Annotated in this window: 15 protein-coding genes; 14 read left to right on the top strand and 1 reads right to left on the bottom strand. The window is 52.3% G+C overall.

Annotation, left to right across the window (positions count from 1 at the left end):
* Window positions 1–16 precede the first annotated feature (16 nt).
* The 6 genes from uppP to JRG72_00440 all read left to right on the top strand — a co-directional run bounded on the left by uppP (window position 17) and on the right by JRG72_00440 (window position 5,942).
* Window positions 17–829 (top strand): undecaprenyl-diphosphatase UppP, encoded by an 813-nt coding sequence (gene uppP / locus JRG72_00465; protein MBW2133695.1) that lies wholly within the window; start codon window positions 17–19, stop codon window positions 827–829.
* 183 nt (window positions 830–1,012) lie between these two features.
* Window positions 1,013–1,660 carry a succinate dehydrogenase gene (locus tag JRG72_00460; protein ID MBW2133694.1) on the top strand — a complete coding sequence of 216 codons (648 nt, stop codon included), beginning with the start codon at window positions 1,013–1,015 and terminating at the stop codon, window positions 1,658–1,660.
* Complete coding sequence (locus JRG72_00455) at window positions 1,657–3,486, top strand: fumarate reductase flavoprotein subunit (protein ID MBW2133693.1); 1,830 nt, start codon at window positions 1,657–1,659, stop codon at window positions 3,484–3,486. The genes JRG72_00460 and JRG72_00455 overlap by 4 nt, the downstream gene beginning before the upstream one ends.
* Before the next feature lie 12 nt (window positions 3,487–3,498).
* Window positions 3,499–4,236, top strand: coding sequence for a fumarate reductase iron-sulfur subunit (locus JRG72_00450; GenBank protein MBW2133692.1), 738 nt, complete (start codon window positions 3,499–3,501; stop codon window positions 4,234–4,236).
* A gap of 9 nt (window positions 4,237–4,245) precedes the next feature.
* Window positions 4,246–4,623, top strand: a complete 378-nt coding sequence (locus tag JRG72_00445) for a DsrE family protein (GenBank protein MBW2133691.1) — start codon at window positions 4,246–4,248, stop codon at window positions 4,621–4,623.
* A 26-nt stretch (window positions 4,624–4,649) separates the two neighbouring features.
* Entirely contained in the window at window positions 4,650–5,942 is a 1,293-nt protein-coding gene (locus tag JRG72_00440; GenBank protein MBW2133690.1) for a tetratricopeptide repeat protein, read from the top strand.
* A gap of 160 nt (window positions 5,943–6,102) precedes the next feature.
* Here the strand turns inward: JRG72_00440 and JRG72_00435 are convergent, their stop codons facing one another.
* Window positions 6,103–6,603, bottom strand: a complete 501-nt coding sequence (locus JRG72_00435; GenBank protein ID MBW2133689.1) for a TlpA family protein disulfide reductase — start codon at window positions 6,601–6,603, stop codon at window positions 6,103–6,105.
* Window positions 6,604–7,093: 490 nt separating this feature from the next.
* Between JRG72_00435 and JRG72_00430 the strand changes: the two genes are divergently transcribed.
* The 8 genes from JRG72_00430 to bioA all read left to right on the top strand — a co-directional run bounded on the left by JRG72_00430 (window position 7,094) and on the right by bioA (window position 17,604).
* A complete protein-coding gene (locus JRG72_00430) occupies window positions 7,094–8,827 on the top strand; it encodes an aldehyde ferredoxin oxidoreductase (GenBank protein ID MBW2133688.1) in 1,734 nt (577 codons plus the stop codon).
* 211 nt (window positions 8,828–9,038) lie between these two features.
* Window positions 9,039–9,521, top strand: coding sequence for a cyclic nucleotide-binding domain-containing protein (locus tag JRG72_00425; GenBank protein ID MBW2133687.1), 483 nt, complete (start codon window positions 9,039–9,041; stop codon window positions 9,519–9,521).
* Between the two features lie 344 nt (window positions 9,522–9,865).
* Window positions 9,866–10,327 carry a dTDP-4-dehydrorhamnose 3,5-epimerase family protein gene (locus JRG72_00420; protein ID MBW2133686.1) on the top strand — a complete coding sequence of 154 codons (462 nt, stop codon included), beginning with the start codon at window positions 9,866–9,868 and terminating at the stop codon, window positions 10,325–10,327.
* Between the two features lie 142 nt (window positions 10,328–10,469).
* Window positions 10,470–11,333, top strand: a complete 864-nt coding sequence (gene rfbD / locus JRG72_00415; protein ID MBW2133685.1) for a dTDP-4-dehydrorhamnose reductase — start codon at window positions 10,470–10,472, stop codon at window positions 11,331–11,333.
* Window positions 11,330–12,400 (top strand): dTDP-glucose 4,6-dehydratase, encoded by a 1,071-nt coding sequence (gene rfbB, locus JRG72_00410; protein ID MBW2133684.1) that lies wholly within the window; start codon window positions 11,330–11,332, stop codon window positions 12,398–12,400. Before rfbD ends, rfbB begins: the two co-directional genes overlap by 4 nt.
* Before the next feature lie 158 nt (window positions 12,401–12,558).
* Window positions 12,559–14,634, top strand: coding sequence for a response regulator (locus JRG72_00405; protein ID MBW2133683.1), 2,076 nt, complete (start codon window positions 12,559–12,561; stop codon window positions 14,632–14,634).
* 18 nt (window positions 14,635–14,652) lie between these two features.
* Complete coding sequence (locus JRG72_00400) at window positions 14,653–16,059, top strand: sigma-54-dependent Fis family transcriptional regulator (GenBank protein MBW2133682.1); 1,407 nt, start codon at window positions 14,653–14,655, stop codon at window positions 16,057–16,059.
* A 198-nt stretch (window positions 16,060–16,257) separates the two neighbouring features.
* Window positions 16,258–17,604: an adenosylmethionine--8-amino-7-oxononanoate transaminase gene (bioA, locus tag JRG72_00395; protein ID MBW2133681.1), complete on the top strand. Its 1,347-nt coding sequence runs from the start codon at window positions 16,258–16,260 to the stop codon at window positions 17,602–17,604.
* The last annotated feature ends 75 nt before the right edge of the window (window positions 17,605–17,679 follow it).

Here is a 17,679-nt window from a genome sequence, read left to right as displayed (position 1 = left end):
AGAGTGATATTTCCAAATGCATGTCGTGGAAGCCATTTTTTTAGGTCTTATCCAGGGGATTACGGAATTTTTACCAATTTCCAGCTCCGGCCACCTGGCCCTGTTAGAGCATTTCCTGGGGATTAGAGAAGCCGGATTGGGGTTTGATATTATTTTGCATGTTGGGACCCTGGTAGCCCTGGTGGCCTATTTCTGGCCGGAATGGTGGGCCATGGGGCAAGCCCTGTTCAAACCCGCGCGGCACAACCGCTTTGAGCGGCGGTTGTTCTGGTACCTGGTTCTGGGCACCATCCCGGGAGGGCTTGCTGGTTTTCTTTTGGAAGAGCAGGCCGAGACTATATTCCGCAGCCCGATCCAGGTTGCCATTTTGTTGGGCTCAGTCGGCATTTTGCTGATCATAGCCGAAAAGTTGGCCAAGCATAAACGGCAACTGCCGGGCCTGACCGTCAAAGATGCTCTGTGCATCGGTCTGTCCCAGGCCTTGGCAATCATGCCCGGCGTGTCCCGCAGCGGCATTACTATAACCACCGGGCTGTTTCTCGGTCTGACCCGGGATACCGCGGCCCGTTTTTCTTTTCTGCTGTCGACCCCGATTATTTTGGGCGCCGGACTGCTGCATATCATCAAAATCATCAATGGCGGCGTTGATAACTTTCATTTGTTGCCCTATAGCCTGGGGTTTGCCGCGGCGGTGCTCTCCAGCTATCTGACCATTAAATATCTACTCCGATTTTTGCAACAACACACCTTCATGGTATTTGCCGGTTATCGCCTCATAGCCGCAATAGCAGCGCTGGTCCTGATTTATTTTGGGGTTGGCGGTCATTAGAGAACTCCGGCGTTCGCTTCCAGAAGCAAGAGACGGATGACAAATTGCTTGACATCTAGTCCTGATCAGCACAGAATATTTAATTGTGATAAATTTTACGAAATCTCTTCTAAAGAACCTGATTAGCCACCAGAAGCGGGAGAGGATATTAGTCCCCTCAAGTTTAAAAGCAAAGGAGTACCCATGCTTTTACAAAAAACCTTGACCAAAAGCCCTCGACTGGAGGCCTGGGTCGAACTGCTGGAGTTGACCAGCGGCCTGTTTCTGCTGCTGTTCTTGCAGTTCCATATTATCGCGGTCTCCTATATTATTTTCGGGCCTGAAGCTTTTGATCAGAAATCAGCGGCAATGGATGCCTACTATCTTTCCTACATAGGCATTCCTCTAATAATTATCGCAATTATTGGCCACGGGATTATCGCCCTGCGCAAAGCTCCCTGGAGGTTTCAGGAGATGCAAATCGTCTGGCAGCATTCCCGGCGTTTGGCCCACATTGATACCTGGTTCTGGGTGGTGCAGATCGTCACTGGTATGGCCATTCTGATTTTAGCCACCGTCCACATCGTTATCGGCCTTAAGGATTGGCCCATCGAAGCGGTCCGGGCCGCCGCCCATGTGCAATCCCCGCAATTCCTGGTCTACCTGTTGTTGCTGGTGGTGGCGGAAACCCATGCCATGGTCGGGCTATATCGCATTTTCGTCAAATGGGGCTGGCTGCCCCGACGCCAAGTGGCCCGCTATCTGATCTATATCGGGATATTTTTTGTGACCTTAGGGATGGTGGCCTTGCTGGTCTTCCTGTTCTTGGTTTCGGCCGGAGGTGCGCAATGAAGTGGCAAGAGGTGCATATTACTGATGTATTGGTCATTGGCGCTGGTCTGGCCGGGGAACGAGTGGCTATCGAGGCGGCTATGCACGGACATGAGACCACTATCCTGAGCCTGGTGCCTCCCCGGCGTTCCCACAGTACCGCAGCCCAAGGCGGCATGCAGGCATCGTTAGCCAACGTCGCCATGGGCTACGGCGACAATGCCGATATTCATTTTGAGGACACCGTCAAAGGCTCGGACTGGGGGGCAGAGCAAGATGTGGTGCGCCGGTTTGTCAATCTGGCTCCGATTGCGGTCCGCCAACTGGCCCATTGGGGAGTGCCCTGGACCCGGGTGGTGCCAGGTAAAAAAACCTTGCCGAGCGGCACCGAAATCGAGGATCTGGCGGAAAAAGAAGGGCTCATCGCCCAGCGGGCCTTTGGCGGCACCGCCAAATGGCGGACCTGCTATGCCGCGGATGGTACCGGACATGTCCTGCAGTATGCCATGGACTCTGTAGTGGTCAAATTAGGGGTCACGGTGCATGACCGCATGGAAGCGGTTAGCCTGATTCACGATGGCGAAAATTGTTATGGCTGTATAGCTCGTTGCCTGCGCAGCGGCCGCCTCCGCGCCTATCTGGCCAAGGCCACGGTCATTGCCACCGGCGGCTACGGCCGCATCTACGGCACTTCCACCAACGCGGTGATTAATGAGGGCACTGGCATGGCCATTGCTCTGGACACTGGGGTGGTGCCTCTGGGTAACATGGAGGCGGTGCAATTCCATCCTACCGGGATCGTCCCCACCAACATCCTGGTCACCGAGGGCTGCCGCGGCGATGGCGGTTATCTGTTGGATAAGAACCTGCACCGCTTCATGCCTGATTACGAGCCGGCGAAAAAGGAGTTGGCCAGCCGGGACGTGGTCAGCCGACGGATGACTTATCATATCCGCCAGGGCTTCGGGGTCGAAAGCCCTTACGGACCTCATCTGTGGCTGGATATCCGCCATCTGGGCCCGGAGCATATCCATACCAATCTGCGCGAGGTGGCCTCCATCTGTAAAAATTTCCTGGACATTGACCCGGTCGATTCCCTTATTCCAGTGGTCCCCACCCAACACTACTCCATGGGCGGCGTGCGGACCAATAAAGACGGCGACGCCTATGGCCTCAAGGGGCTATTTGCTGCGGGAGAATCCGCTTGTTGGGATTTGCATGGTTTTAACCGGTTAGGCGGCAACTCCCTGGCCGAGACCGTGGTAATGGGCATGGTGGTCGGCATGCGGGTGGCCGAGTACGTCCGAGAGGCCCCTCTGAACTTCACCCCGAGATTGGTCAGTGATGCCGCGGCTAAACAGGAAGCTCGCATCGAGGCCCTCCTGTCCAATAAACAGGGGGAAGAGTATGTTTATGAGTTGCGTCGCCGGATGGAAGAGACCCTGCTGGAAAATGTCGGCATCTTCCGGGACCATGCCAAGCTTGAGCACGCGGTGGAGGTTTTGAAAGATCTACATGCCCGCTCTTATCGGATCAGACTGCGCTCCAACGGCCTGGGGCCCAACCCCGAAGTCGGGGCCGCGCTGCGGCTGCCGGGGATGCTCAAGCTGGCCCTCTGCATTGCCTACGGAGCCTTAAAACGCACCGAAAGTCGGGGCAGTCATTACCGCGAAGACTACCCCCAACGGGATGATACCAATTGGCTCAAACGCACCCTGGCCTACTGGCCGGAAGGCGCGGAACTGCCTGAACTGAAATACGAACCGGTGACCATCATAGAATTGCCCCCGGGCGAACGGGGCTACGGTGAAACGGTTAGATCCACCGGAGTTACGATGGGCGAATAGGAGGCAAGTCCCATGTCGAATCGCACCCTGACCTTCAGCATCTTTCGCTACAATCCCGCCACTCCGGAAATCAAGCCCCGGATGCAGGATTTCCAGTTGGATGAGACCGCGGATATGAGCGTCTTCATCGCCCTCAACCGCCTGCGGGAGGAGCAGGATCCCTCCCTGATGTTTGATTTTGTCTGTCGGGCTGCGGTCTGTGGCTCTTGCGCCATGCTCATCAATGGCCGCCCCCGGTTGGCCTGTAAAACCCTGATCAAGGACTTGCCGGAGCATATCACTCTGATGCCGCTGCCAGTGTTTAAACTGATCGGCGATTTGTCAGTGGATACCGGCACCTGGTTCCATGATCTTAACATCCGCACCGAGACCTGGATCCATACCGATAAAAACTTTGATCCTAAGGCGGTCGAGGAGCGCATGGATAACCCAACCGCCCTGGAAATTTATGAGGCAGAGCGCTGTATTGAATGCGGCTGTTGCATCGCCGCCTGTGCCACTGCTAATATCCGCGCTGATTTTATTGGCGCTGCTGGCCTTAATCGGATTGCCCGCTTTCTCATCGACCCCCGGGATCAGCGGACTCCGGCCCAGATCTTCGAGGTGGTAGGGACCGACGAGGGGATCTTCGGTTGCATCGGCCTGATGGCCTGCGATGATCTGTGCCCGCTGGAGCTGCCCTTACAGAGCCAACTGGCCTTTGTCCGGCGTAAAATGGGTCTGGCAGCCCTAAAAAGCAAAAGAAACTAGAGGGGAGCAATGGTATCTGACACTGCTTCCAAGTTACTGTTTGTGTTGACCAAAGGCCTGGGCGAGGCTGGAGCCGCCACCCGAGCCGTTCAGTTTGCCAGTATTGCTGCTGATAAGGGCCATTATGTGGAAATCTTTCTGGTAGATGAGGCCGTTCATTGGGCTCACTTGGGCATTGCCGAAGGCATCGCCACCACTACCGGGGAGCAGATGAAAGATTTGCTAAACAAACTCCAGCAGCGCCAAACGGTTATCCACGTCTGTGAGGCCTGTGCCAATAAGCGCCTGATTCCGCCGGACGAACTGATAGACCGGGCTAAAATCTCCGGCGGCGCGGTGCTGGTCGATCTAATGGCCGCCCCTGATTACAAAGTGTTTATTTTTTAATCTTTCCTGAAACTTAGGCGGCAGTATTGGCAGAGCCAGATATTAAAGTGTCCGAAGAAAGCAAGAAAATTATTGAAGCGGCCATTCTATTTGGCGATATCGTCAATTGTGTGGAGGTCTCCAACAATGCCTCGTTGGAAAATTATGATGATTTTATTTCGCAATTTCAAGAGGTTGCCGTCAACACCTTCCAACAACATTTAATTTTTGATAAGAGGCAGCGCCGCTATCAGCTACATAAAAATTTTTTCTATAGCTTGAAGGGCGATGAACTGTTCCTCATCCTCCTGACGACTCCAGCCGCGGATCTCAAGACCTTGGTGAGCATGGCCTTACATCTGAAAATCAAATGGCTATTGTCCCTCTTTAACCGCACCCGGGTGGATATCGGCCAGATCCCCAAAGATGTCGGCATCGGGATCAATTTCGGCAAGATCGTCATGGCTTGGCATCCGGGGAACAAAGAATTCCCGACTCCCGAGGGGTTCCAGATCAATCTGGCCAAGCGCATCGAATCCGAAAGCCGCAAAGGTTCCCACTCCAAAATCTACCTGAGCCACAGTGCTTATCGGGTCTGTCGCCGGGCCCATTTCCGGGTCGATTTTGAACCCAAAGAGACCATGCTGAAGGGTTTCGAGGGGATAACATATCTTTATGAGCTGAAACACATTTCCCAGATTGCCCTGGGAGTGACCATCCGCTATCCAGTGATTGATGATGTCGAACTGGCCTATCTGGAAAAAATCATTGACCTTACCCCCCATGATCTCTGGTTGCGGCTCCTGGTGGCGGAAAAGCTGCTGGCGGCCGGTACGGCCGTCCAGATTGAACGCGCCTCCCAATATATTGTGGAGTTGTTGGATTTAGAACCCAAGCTGGCGGACGCCCTGTTTCTATTGGGGAAAATCTCTGAAGCGCGAGGCAAGGTGCCCGAAGCTGTCGAGCAGTATGAACGGGTGCTGGCTCTTCTGCCGGATTTAGATGCGGCCCGCCTGGCTCTGATCGGCTGTCTATTGAAGCTCCAGCGCCCCGAAGAGGCCTTGGCCAGGCTTTTGACCTATAAGGATCCGGCTGAATATCCTTTAGACTATTTGGAAATCGAATACAAGGAGCTCTATGCCCAAGCTTATGCCCAGCTGCAGAACCGGGAGCAGACTCTGACCTATTTAACCAGCCTGGCCGAGGACCCCTTGCTGCGGCTGATACCTTTTGATTTCCACCCTTTCCAATTTCTCCAAAATGATCCGACGTACCAAGAATTGGAACAAACTATCCGGCGGCGTCTGGATGAAGGCGACTTCTCCTGGCTGGCGGAATAGTTTGGCGCATTAAAAGACCAGCTCTGCTCCGCCCCGCCAATCACAAACATTGCGGTAGGTCGAACCTGACGCCTAAAACCATCAAGGCACCACGACTACATCAGGGATAGATAGTTGGTCCCTGGGTAGTTGGCTCAGACGTGGGCCATTTCCGCCCACCCTATAAAAGAGGCTCAATGAGACTTAAAAACTCAGCCTTGTCCCGGGCGCCGACGATTTCGTGGACGATGTTACCATTTTTATTAATGATAAAGGTGGTGGGGACGCCGGTAATCTCTCCGTAATCCTTATTTACCTGTTCGGTACCGTTTAATACCGGATATTCCAGGTTCATCTTTTTGACGAAGAAGCGCAGCTGATTAGGGTCTGCCTTGAGACAGATGCCCAGGATTTCCAAGCCCTTATCTTGATATTCTTTATATATCGCATTCAGATCGGGCATTTCTTCCCGACAGGGCATACACCAGATAGTGAAAAAATTAAGGAGCACCACTTTCCCCTTGAGCTGACTTAAGGTGTAGCTCTTACCCTGAATATCGGGCAGGGAAAAGTCTGGCGCCATTTTCCCGGCAGCCCCGATCATACTACTCATGGTCAGGAGTCCCAACAAAGCTAGGCATAGAATCCAGCTACTACGTCTCCATACACCAGATGCTTTCATAAGTTATCTCCTTGTTTTCAGGTTTGGCGGCTTCAGATGTTTTTTGCCAGGATTTCAAAAACCCAGGCATAGGATCATTGACATATTTTAGCAAGCCACCCTATTCCCCTGGGACGCAAATCTGATTTTGATAAAGGCACTGCATGAGCTAGCCTTAGGATATATCAGAAGCCATGACCTATCGCAAATAAATTTCCTAATAATATAGTAATCTATATTATGGCTAAATAGCTCTTTTATGATATTAAATCTATTTCTAATAATTGTTTTCTAAATTAAGATAACCGGAAGAAAGTACAAATAAAATAATAATAACGTGGTTTTGGTTTTATGAGGATCAAGGGATAGGGATAATCATGATTGACACATTTTTTAATTGCAGATATTTTATTATCATAATTGTTGCAGTAAGGCTAATAATTTCCCAAGGCAGCCGAGCAGGGGCTGATAACCGGAGCGATTAATCAGGGTAGGCGGAAAGGAGGATGTCATGTCCAGGATCTTGCGTCTCAATATGGACGATTGCAGTTTTTATTGGGAAGAAGATTCACCGGCTTATGCGGGATTAGGAGGACGCGGCCTCACTTCCCGGATTATCCGGAAGGAAGTGCCCCCCACCTGCCATCCCTTAAGCGCTGCCAACAGGCTGATTCTGGCCCCGGGGCTGTTGACCGGGACACCGGCGGCCAACTCCGGGCGCATCTCAGTGGGGGGCAAATCTCCCCTCACCGGCACTATTAAGGAGAGCAATGCCGGGGGCATCGTCTCCCAAAAACTGGCTCGTCTGGGTATCAAGGCGGTGATCGTCGAAGGCAAGCCGGCCCAGGGCAACTTCTCCCTGGTTCGGCTTTCCCATGAGGGGGTGGAGTTTTTCCCGGCAGGCGATTATGTGGGACTGGGAAATTATGAGACTATGGCCCGATTGCGGGAGAGGTTTGGCCAGCAGGTGGGGATGCTGAGCATCGGACCGGCCGGCGAGAAACGTTTGTGCGCCGCCAGTATTCAGTTTGCTGATAACCAGGGTCGCCCCAGCCGGGCTGCGGGCCGGGGTGGGCTGGGGGCGCTGATGGGTTCGAAAAAACTTAAGGCCCTGGTAATCGATGACCTCCACACCAAGCCCGCACTGCGGATGGCAGATGAGGAGAAATTTAAGGCTGCGGCCCGCAAGTGGGCCCAACTCCTAGTCAATCATCCGGTGAGCGGCCAGGCCCTGCCCACTTATGGCACCGCGGTGTTGGTCAATATTGTCAACAACGCCGGAGCCTTGCCCACCCAGAACTTCCGGCGCGGCCGGTTTGCCTTTGCCGCGGATCTGAGCGGGGAGAAAATGGTCGAATTGATCAAGCAACGGGGTGGCAAGACCAAAGAAGGATGCCATCCCGGCTGTGTCATCCACTGTTCCCAGACCTACCATGATGCGGACGGCAAATACCTTACCTCGGGGTTCGAATATGAGACCATCTGGGCCTTGGGAGCCCATACCACCATCAAAGACCTGGACGTTATTGCCCAGTTGGATCACCTCTGCGATGATTTGGGCCTGGACACCATCGAAACCGGGGTAGCCCTGGGGGTGATGATGGAAGGCGGTCTGATTCCCTGGGGTGATGGTCAAGCCGCCATCAACACGGTCAAAAAAGTGGCTAGCGATGACCCCTGGGGACTGATCATCGGCAATGGCTCGGCTTATGCCGGACAGGCCTTAGGAGTCGATCGGGTCCCAGTGGTGAAACGGCAAGGGCTGCCGGCTTATGATCCCCGCGCCGAAAAGGGCATTGGCCTGACTTATGCCACTTCGCCGATGGGCGGCGACCATACCGCGGGCTACACCGTGGCCAAGAACATCCTGGGATGCGGGGGCAAGAGTGATCCCCTGCAGAAGCAAGGCCAGATCGAACTGGCCCGTAACCTGCAGATTGCCACCGCGGCCATTGATAGTATCGGCCTCTGCCTGTTTACCGCTTTTGCCGTGCTCGATAATCCCGAGGCCTTACAATGTATCATCGATATGATCAATGCTCGTTATGGTGAGAGCCTGGTTAGCGACGATATCCTGGCCCTGGGAGAGCAGGTACTCCGGGATGAAAGGAGTTTTAACCGCGATGCCGGATTTACCCCGAGCCACGATCGGCTGCCGGAATTCTTTAAAGAAAATCTGGCCCCGCACCATGTCACCTGGGATTTCAGCGATGCCGAAATCGACCGGGTTTTGGAGGGCATTTAAAGATTGCCGACCCACCATCGGGGCTGAACCTATCTGGCTGTCAATCAGTTTCCGGAAGAGCTTGAGATACACCATAAGGTCCGCTAAAAGAAGTTTGTAGGATGAAAAACTCTTTACCAATACGGCCAGGCCTGATAGCATTAGAGTAGCCGGAAGGGATGAGCCTGGAAATCTCTATAAATTTCATAAGTAACGCCTGATAGGAGATCCGATGACCATTCTTCGGCAGTTGAGCAATATTCCATTGGTGGCCGGGTTGAGCCATCAACAACTGGCCCAAGTGGCTGATTGTTGTTGCCAACGGGAATTTGCTCGCGGGGATACCATTTACCATCAAGGGGTTAGCGCCCGTCAGATCTATCTTATTGTCGAAGGCCTGGTCAGTCTGGATGATGTAATGCCGGATGCCGATGCCTGGATCTCTTATGAACGCCACGGTCCTGGAGAACTTATCGGAGTGGCCTCGCTGATGCGCCTCCAGGTCCATTCCTTGACGGCCACCTGTCTGGAACCAACCGTGGCCATAGAAATCGACGTCAACGCCCTGGAAAAATTGTTTGCCCAAGACCCCGAGATCGGCTTTAAGGTGATGTATGAAGTTGCCTATATTTTTTATCAACGCTACGAAAAGGCCAAAACCCGCCTTTATAACGTTTTTCGTGAGATTCCAGTCCGTCTCATCTGCCGTGAATAGTTGCGGTCCCAAGGGAACTCAGAGATAAACCAATACCAAGTTAACATGCCATATTTTTCCATGACCTAGCCCCAGAAATTTTCGGACCCCCTACCCAACCCGGACAGTCGCACCGCTTTAAATCGCCTGATTCGATATCACCTAAAAAATAATCAGTCTGATCCAGAAAAATTGATTGACATGGAATGGCGTTTGTGTCAATATTGGAACATATTTGATTCAGAGTTTGAATTATTCGAGTTTGATTTTTTAATCATATCCTACAGATAATTGATCAGGGACTGAGTCACCGCCGATCTACCTATCTGCTTATCAGGAATCAACTGCCAACCCCAGGATTATTTATGGATATTCAAGGAGTTCTAACGCGTCACTTGATGTTGTATGCCGATCAACGTGGACGACTAGCGGAAGTCTTTCGTCAGGATGAATTAGACCCTGAATTATATCCAGTCATGGCCTATATTTCCTTTACCAAACCAGGGCAAAAAAGAGGGCCGCACGCTCACAAGGAGCAGACCGATTTTTTCTGCTTTCCCGGACCGGGTGACTTCCGAATAGTGTTGTGGGATAATCGCCCGGAGAGTCAGACCTACGGGGTCCGTCAGGATCTGATTCTGGGGGAGAGCCAGCCAGGGGTGGTAATCATTCCGCCGGGGGTAGTCCACGGCTATATTAATGTCAGTGATCGGGAGGGCCTGGTGCTTAACTGTCCCAACCGATTATACCGGGGTCCCGGCCGCAACAGTGCCGTCGACGAGGAACGGTACGAGGACGAACCTGATTCCAGGTTTAGATTGGAATAAGGTTTGGACCTGCGGCAAGCATATCCAGCTTCATAATCCTTGGTAAACCAGGCTGCTGGGGGAGATCATGGGTCTTGCTGAAGGAACAGCGGCGGCAGGGTTTAATAATTTCCGTCCTGGTTGCAGGAGAAACCTATAATCCATGCAGATACTGATCACCGGGAGTGATGGCCAATTGGGCCGGACTCTGGTTCAAGAAGGTACTTCTCGGGGATTTGTTATCCGGGCCACTGACCTCGCCCAGCTTGATATTACCAATTGTCAGGCAGTGTTGGCTGAAGTCGAGGATTACCGGCCGGAGGTCCTGATTAATGCCGCGGCCTATACTCAGGTGGATGACTGCGAAACTCAAATAGATCTGGCATATCGAGTCAACGCCTTGGGTCCCCGGAATTTAGGCCTGGCCTGTCGCCGTTTTGGGGTGCGTCTGGTGCATATCAGTACCGATTATGTATTTGATGGCCAAAAAGCCAGCCCCTACGTTGAATGGGATAGCCCTCGACCTCTGTCAGTATATGGGGAAAGCAAACTTTTAGGTGAGCAGCAGGTTCGGGAACAATGTCCAGACCATTTTATTGTCCGCACTGCCTGGCTCTATGGCCCACAAGGACAAAACTTTATCAAAACGGTCTTGGCCCGAGGACGGGAGCTGGCCTCCCAGGAGCGGCCCTTAAAAGTGGTACATGACCAACACGGCACGCCCACCAGTACACTGGCCTTGGCTCGCCAACTTTTTGATTTAGCAGAAACTAATGCCTTTGGGACTTACCACGCCACCTGTCAGGGAGCCTGCACCTGGTATGAGTTTGCTTGGCAGATCATTACCGCCGCCGGACTCCCGGTTGATCTCAAACCTTGCACCACTGCGGAATTTCCCCGTCCCGCCCCACGACCGCGTAATTCGGTGTTGGCTAATCGTGTCCTCCAACTGGAGCAGCTAGATCATATGCCGGATTGGCAGACTGCCTTTGCCGAATTCTGGCAACTGTACGGAAGGCAATTATGACCACCACCCTGGTTACCGGCGGCGCTGGTTTTATCGGCAGCAATTTCATCCGTTACCTAGCCCGAAAAAAGCCTGATCAGGAAATAATCAACCTGGATCTATTGACTTATGCGGGCAACCCTGAAAATCTGGCTGATCTTGAGGATTCGCCTCATTATACTCTGATCCAGGGTGATATTGCTGACCAGGAATTGGTCCATTCTCTTTTTCGGCACTATCCGATTACCCGAGTGGTGCATTTTGCCGCGGAATCGCATGTGGACCGTTCCATAATGTCCCCGGCCGTCTTTATACGGACCAATGTTCAGGGAACCTTCACCCTATTGGAGGCGGCTCGACAGGCCTGGATTGAAGGAAACCCAGTGGAGGGCGAAGAACCACGGTTTTTGCAGGTCAGTACCGATGAGGTTTATGGTTCCTTAACTCACGACCAGCCGGCATTTACTGAATCATCTGCTTACGCTCCGAACAGCCCTTATGCCGCCAGTAAAGCTTCGGCCGACATGCTGGCACGGGCCTATTATAAAACTTTTGACCTGCCGGTAATTATTACTAACTCGTCCAATAATTATGGCCCCTATCAGTTTCCGGAAAAATTTATTCCCTTAATTATCACTCAGGCCCTGGCCCGAAAACCGATCCCCATTTATGGCAAGGGGGATAATATCCGGGACTGGCTCTATGTGGAAGACCACTGCCGAGCCCTGTTGATGGTGTTGGAAAACGGCCGGTTAGGAGAGACTTATAATATCGGCGCTCAGAACGAACGCTCGAATCTGGAAGTAGTGCATCAGGTGCTGCAGCTTCTCCAAGACCGCCAACCGGGTAGCTATTCCTTAAAGGACTTGATTACCTTTGTAAAAGATCGTCCTGGCCACGATTGGCGTTATGCCCTTGATACCACCAAGATCAATCGTGAGTTGGGATGGCAACCGGAGGTGACCTTTACGGCGGGCCTGGAGCGCACCATCCATTGGTATCTGGATCATCGCAACTGGATAAATCGCATCCAATCCGGGGCTTATCGGGATTATCTACTTCGCCAATATGGCCGGTCGACCATATAATGGATCGGTCTATCCTGCCTGGTCTATGGTAAATGGACCTTTAATCGACCTTGCGGTTATTTTTGCTCATTTTTATTGATGAGGAATTAAAACTTACAAATCATGTAAACCTGTCATTCCTCTGGTCCAGAGCTTGATCTAAAGGAAAAGGAGCGTCTATGGCTAACCCACCAATGATACTGGTGGTTGAGGACGAACCGGCAGTCGTCGAAGTCATCCAGGAAATTTTGATGGCTCATGGATATCAGGTGGATGCCGCCGGGGATGGTTTGGCTGCCCTGAAATATCTGGAAAAAAAACGCTTTGATCTGGCCCTTATCGATGTGGTGATGCCCGGGATGGGGGGTATGGAACTGCTGCGGCAGATCAGCCTGCTGTACCCCGAGACCATGACCATTATGCTTACTGGCTACTCCAGCATTAAAGATGCTGTCGCGGCTATCAAACTGGGAGCCTACGATTACATTGCCAAGCCGGTACACCCGGAAGCCATCATCCTGACCATCGAGCGGGCTTTACAGTTTAAATCCTTGCGAGAGGCAACACGGGAACTGGAATGGACCCTAAAGGGGGCTGAGGCTTTAGGCCTACAGGTTCTGGAACTGGCCCCTGAAGTAGAAGAATTCAAAATTTTAGAGCAATTGCGCTTAGAGGCTAAACAGATTAAGGACCGGCATCAGCTGGCCCGGCTTTTCTTAGAAAAAGCCCAAACACTGGCTCAGGCCTCGCGCGGTTCTATTTTTCTCTGTCAACCCGATAAAGAAAACCTGACCTGTGCTGCCCAGAGCGGCGGCGAAGGCAGTCAGGTTAATCTGAAACCCAGAAGGCCAGGGGAAGGGGTTATGGGTTATGTGTTACAACATAACCGGCCGTTGTTGGTAACCGATGTCAGAATGGACCACCGTTTTTTTGAACCTCCCCGCAGTCAACAATATCGGACCCCCAGTTTTTTAGTGGTTCCTATTATCAAAGAAAAACTTTGGGGGGTAATCAACCTTGCTGACCGGCAGGACCTGCAACCTTTTACAACCCGGGAGCTGTTTCTGATCTGGCTGTTGGCCCAGGTATTCGCAGAAATCTTAATTTTGCAGGCCAGGGAGGAGGAAAGCCGGCGGATTAATAAAGCCCTGGTCGACACTCAGTCTGAGTTGGTGCAGATGAAGGATTATGTCAGCCAACTGAACGAATCCATGACCGTTGGCCTGGCGGTTTTAGACCAGGAATTTCGGCTCTGTTCTACCAACCCGGCTTTTGCCGACCTTCTGGACCAGGATGTGGAACTGCTTCTGGGTAAAGAACTCCTCCCCCAATTAAGCTGGCTAGCTTCTGCGGACCGGGAACAATTATTCCAGGCTCTGCAAGCAGCCTTATATTCCGAAAGCCCTCTGAAATTAGATCAGCTTGACCTGATCCACCCCAGCCGGGGTAACCGGATTGTCTCCGCGAAGATGTTTGGCTTCCGGTCTGAGCCCGGACAGCCCAAAGTGCTAATGATGCTGGAAGACATTACCGAGATAGAGCAGATGCGGCAACGCCTGGCAATCAGTGAACAACTGGCCATCATGGGAAAGCTTTCGGCCTGTGTAATCCATGAGTTGAACAATCCGCTCGATGGCGTGATGCGCTATATCTCATTAGCCCTATTAAAAAAAGAGGACTACGGCGAGGTTGAACGTTACTTAACCGAAGCTCAGAAGGGTTTGAACCGGATATCCAATTCAGTCAAATCTATGCTCAGCCTGAGCCAGCCGCATCAGGTGCTTAAGGCTCAGGATACCGTATTAAGCCAGCTCCGAGAAGCCGTTAAGATTTTGACGTTCCAAGCCAATGATCAGGGGGTAGAAATCTCTTTGGAGTTTTCCCCGGCATTTGATCAGATTTTAGTAGGCAGCGATCTGTACATGGTTTTCGTTAATCTGATTAAAAATGCATTAAACGCTATGCCCCAAGGGGGAGAATTACAGATCGTTGGCATTGAAGACTGGGGCCGCTTGTTGATTAAATTTGTTGATACCGGTGAGGGGATTGCGCCTCAAAATCTGGAAAAAATCTTTAAACCCTTCTTTACCACCAAAAAAGAAGGCCATGGCATGGGATTAGGATTGTCGATTTGCGAAAAGATTATAGAGCGTTATCAGGGCCGAATTAAGGTGGACAGTATCCCCCGGCAAGGGACTACGGTTACCATCGAATTGCCCCGGCCGGTTACCGATTGGTCTAGAAACCTTAAGTAATTCAGGGAGGGTAGAAAGTTGAAGAATAAAGATATCTTGATAGTCGATGATGACGAATTTGTCTGCCATTCCCTCCGGGAAATGCTCAGTTACGAGGGTTACTTGGTCGACTCGAGCATTGACGGCATTGACGCCTTACAAAAATTGAAATCTAATCAATACGCCATAATCCTCTCTGATATCCGTATGCCCGGTATGGACGGCATCGAGTTATTGAAGGAATACAAGGGGAAAGACTCCGATGCGGTGGTCATTCTGATTACCGCGCACGGTCACATTGATGGGGCGGTGGAAGCCATCAAGCTGGGGGCTTATGATTACATTACCAAACCCATTGATGATCTTCGACTTAAATTGACCATACAACGGGCTCTGGAGCAGAAGCGGCTGTTGGCCTCCTATCAAAGCCTGAAAAAGCGAGTCCGTCCCTGGGAGTTGGATGATGGGATAATCTTTAAAGACCGCCAGATGATCGAGGTCCTGGACCTGGTCGATATGGTAGCCGACACCATGGCCATGGTCTTAATTACTGGCGAATCCGGCACCGGCAAGTCACTGCTGGCCAAATACATTCATCGCAAATCCTCCCGGCGAGAAGGGCCTTTCGTAGAGTTAAGCTGCGGCTCCCTCTCGGAAACTCTGCTGGAAAGTGAACTCTTTGGCCATGTGCGGGGATCTTTTACCAACGCCTATCGGGATAAAAAGGGCAAATTCGAAGAGGCCCACGGCGGCACCATCTTCCTGGACGATATCAACAGCGCCTCCCTGAACCTGCAGGCCAAGTTGCTGCGGGTCCTGCAAGAGAAGGTTTTTGAAAGGGTGGGAGGTAACCAGACTGTTAAAACGGATGTGCGCGTCATCACTGCCACCAATGCCCCTCTAAATGATGAAGTGGAACGCAAACGGTTCCGGGAAGATTTATATCATCGGATTAATGTGGTCTCCTTATCTATCCCACCGTTGCGGGACCGCTTGGCAGATATCGAGCCTTTGATCTTACATTTTATCCAGCGTTTCAATGAGGTCTATAATAAACAGGTGAAGGGCATTGCCAAAAGCGCCCTGGAATTATGCCATTTCTATCCCTGGCCAGGAAACGTCCGGGAGTTAGAGCACGTAATCGAGCGGGCGATAATCCTCAATCGGGGAGATTTTATTATCCCGGAAGTCCTGCCCCCGCATCTGGTGGAAAAGGTAAAGAGCTGGAAGCCCGGCTTGGATGGGCTGTCCCTGGCCGATGCCCTGGCCGCGGCTGAAAAACAGATTCTTTTCGAAAGCCTGCGGCAAAATAATTGGAATCGCCAGGTCACCGCGCAGATGCTGAATATCAGCCGGACTACTCTCTTTAACAAAATGCGCCGTTATGAAATCGATGACCCGCGGCGAAGATCTAATTCTGATGCCTTTGGTGAAAATTACTCCTGATGCCGACCGGCGGCCCGTTGTCGGGACCAAACCTGTCGAGCACCAGGGCAAGATGATTTACACCTAAAATTTTCTGATCGGATGGAGTTTTAAATCTGTCGTCGCCTTGGCCAGCTTGCCAGCCGTGGCCTAGCATGGTAAAGGAGCCGGGCTATAATTTCCCTTGATCCAGATCAGGAGGAAGGAATTCGTCTACCAGTGCAACCTGACTATCAGACCTTAGTTGATTGGGACCACCGTTATCTCTGGCACCCCTTCACCCAGATGCAGGGGTTTGTCCAGGAGGAATTGGTAATTATCGTCCGGGGGGAAGGGGTCTATGTCTATGATACCGATAATCGCCGTTATCTAGACGGGGTCTCTTCGATCTGGGCCATTGTCCATGGCCATTGCCGACCCGAGTTAAACCAGGCCATCACTGCCCAGTTAGCCAAAATCGCCCACAGCACCTTACTGGGGTTGGGCAATATTCCCGCCCTGCAATTGGCTCAACGGCTGGTAGCCATCACCCCGCCAGGATTAAATAAAGTATTCTATTCGGACAATGGCTCTACGGCGGTCGAAGTGGCGCTCAAACTGGCCTATCGTTACTGGCAACTCAAAGGGGAACCCAACCGACGCCGTTTCCTCAAGCTGGCTGGCGCCTATCACGGCGATACCCTGGGAGCCGTGGCAGTGGGCGGCATCGAGATATTCCATAGTATATTCAAGGACCTGTTGTTCCCTACTTACATGGCCCCGGCGACTTATTGCTATCGCTGCCCGAACCAGGAAAATTGCCAACAGCAATGCCTGGCTGCCCTGGAAGACCTGGTCGCCGCCCATCACCAGGAACTGGCCGCCATCATCCTGGAGCCGATCATGCAAGGGGCTGCCGGCATGATTCCCCAGCCTCCGGGTTATCTGGCCAAAGTGCGGCAGGTGGCCGACCGCTATGGGGTTTTACTGATCGCTGATGAGGTGGCCACCGGCTTCGGTCGCACCGGCAAAATGTTTGCCTGTGAACATGAAGGCGTGGCCCCGGACCTGCTCTGTCTGGGCAAAGGCATTACCGGCGGCTATCTTCCCCTGGCCGCCACTCTGGCCACTGATCAGATCTATGAGCAATTCCTGGGAGGGTATCAGGAGTTCAAAACCTTCTTTCATGGCCACACCTATACCGGCAATCCCCTGGCCGCGGCTGTGGCCCTGGCCAGCCTGGATTTGTTTGAGACCGACCGGATATTAGAGCAGTTGGCCGATAAGATTGCCTATTTAAGCCAGCGGTTGGCCGCCCTGGCTGATCAGCCGCACATCGGCGAGATCCGCCAGCGGGGCTTTATGGTGGGGATTGAACTGGTGCAGGATAGGGCCACCCGGAAACCCTTTCCGGTATCCCAACGCATTGGTTACCGGGTAATCCTGGAGGCCCGGAAATTGGGGGCCATCCTGCGGCCCCTGGGGGATGTCGTGGTGTTGATGCCGCCTCTGTGCATTTCTCAGGCTGAATTGGCCGAACTACTGGACATTACTTCCCAAGCCATTGACCGGGCCACTCGGAAATGAACAGATTCAGGCTGCAGACTAATTTGCCTTCCCTGCCGTTATCTAATTTCCTAAGGCTTCTGTTGGGGAAATTAA

This window comes from Deltaproteobacteria bacterium, assembly GCA_019309545.1.
Classification (GTDB): domain Bacteria; phylum Desulfobacterota; class Desulfobaccia; order Desulfobaccales; family Desulfobaccaceae; genus Desulfobacca_B.
This window is presented reverse-complemented; position numbering and strand designations above follow the sequence as displayed.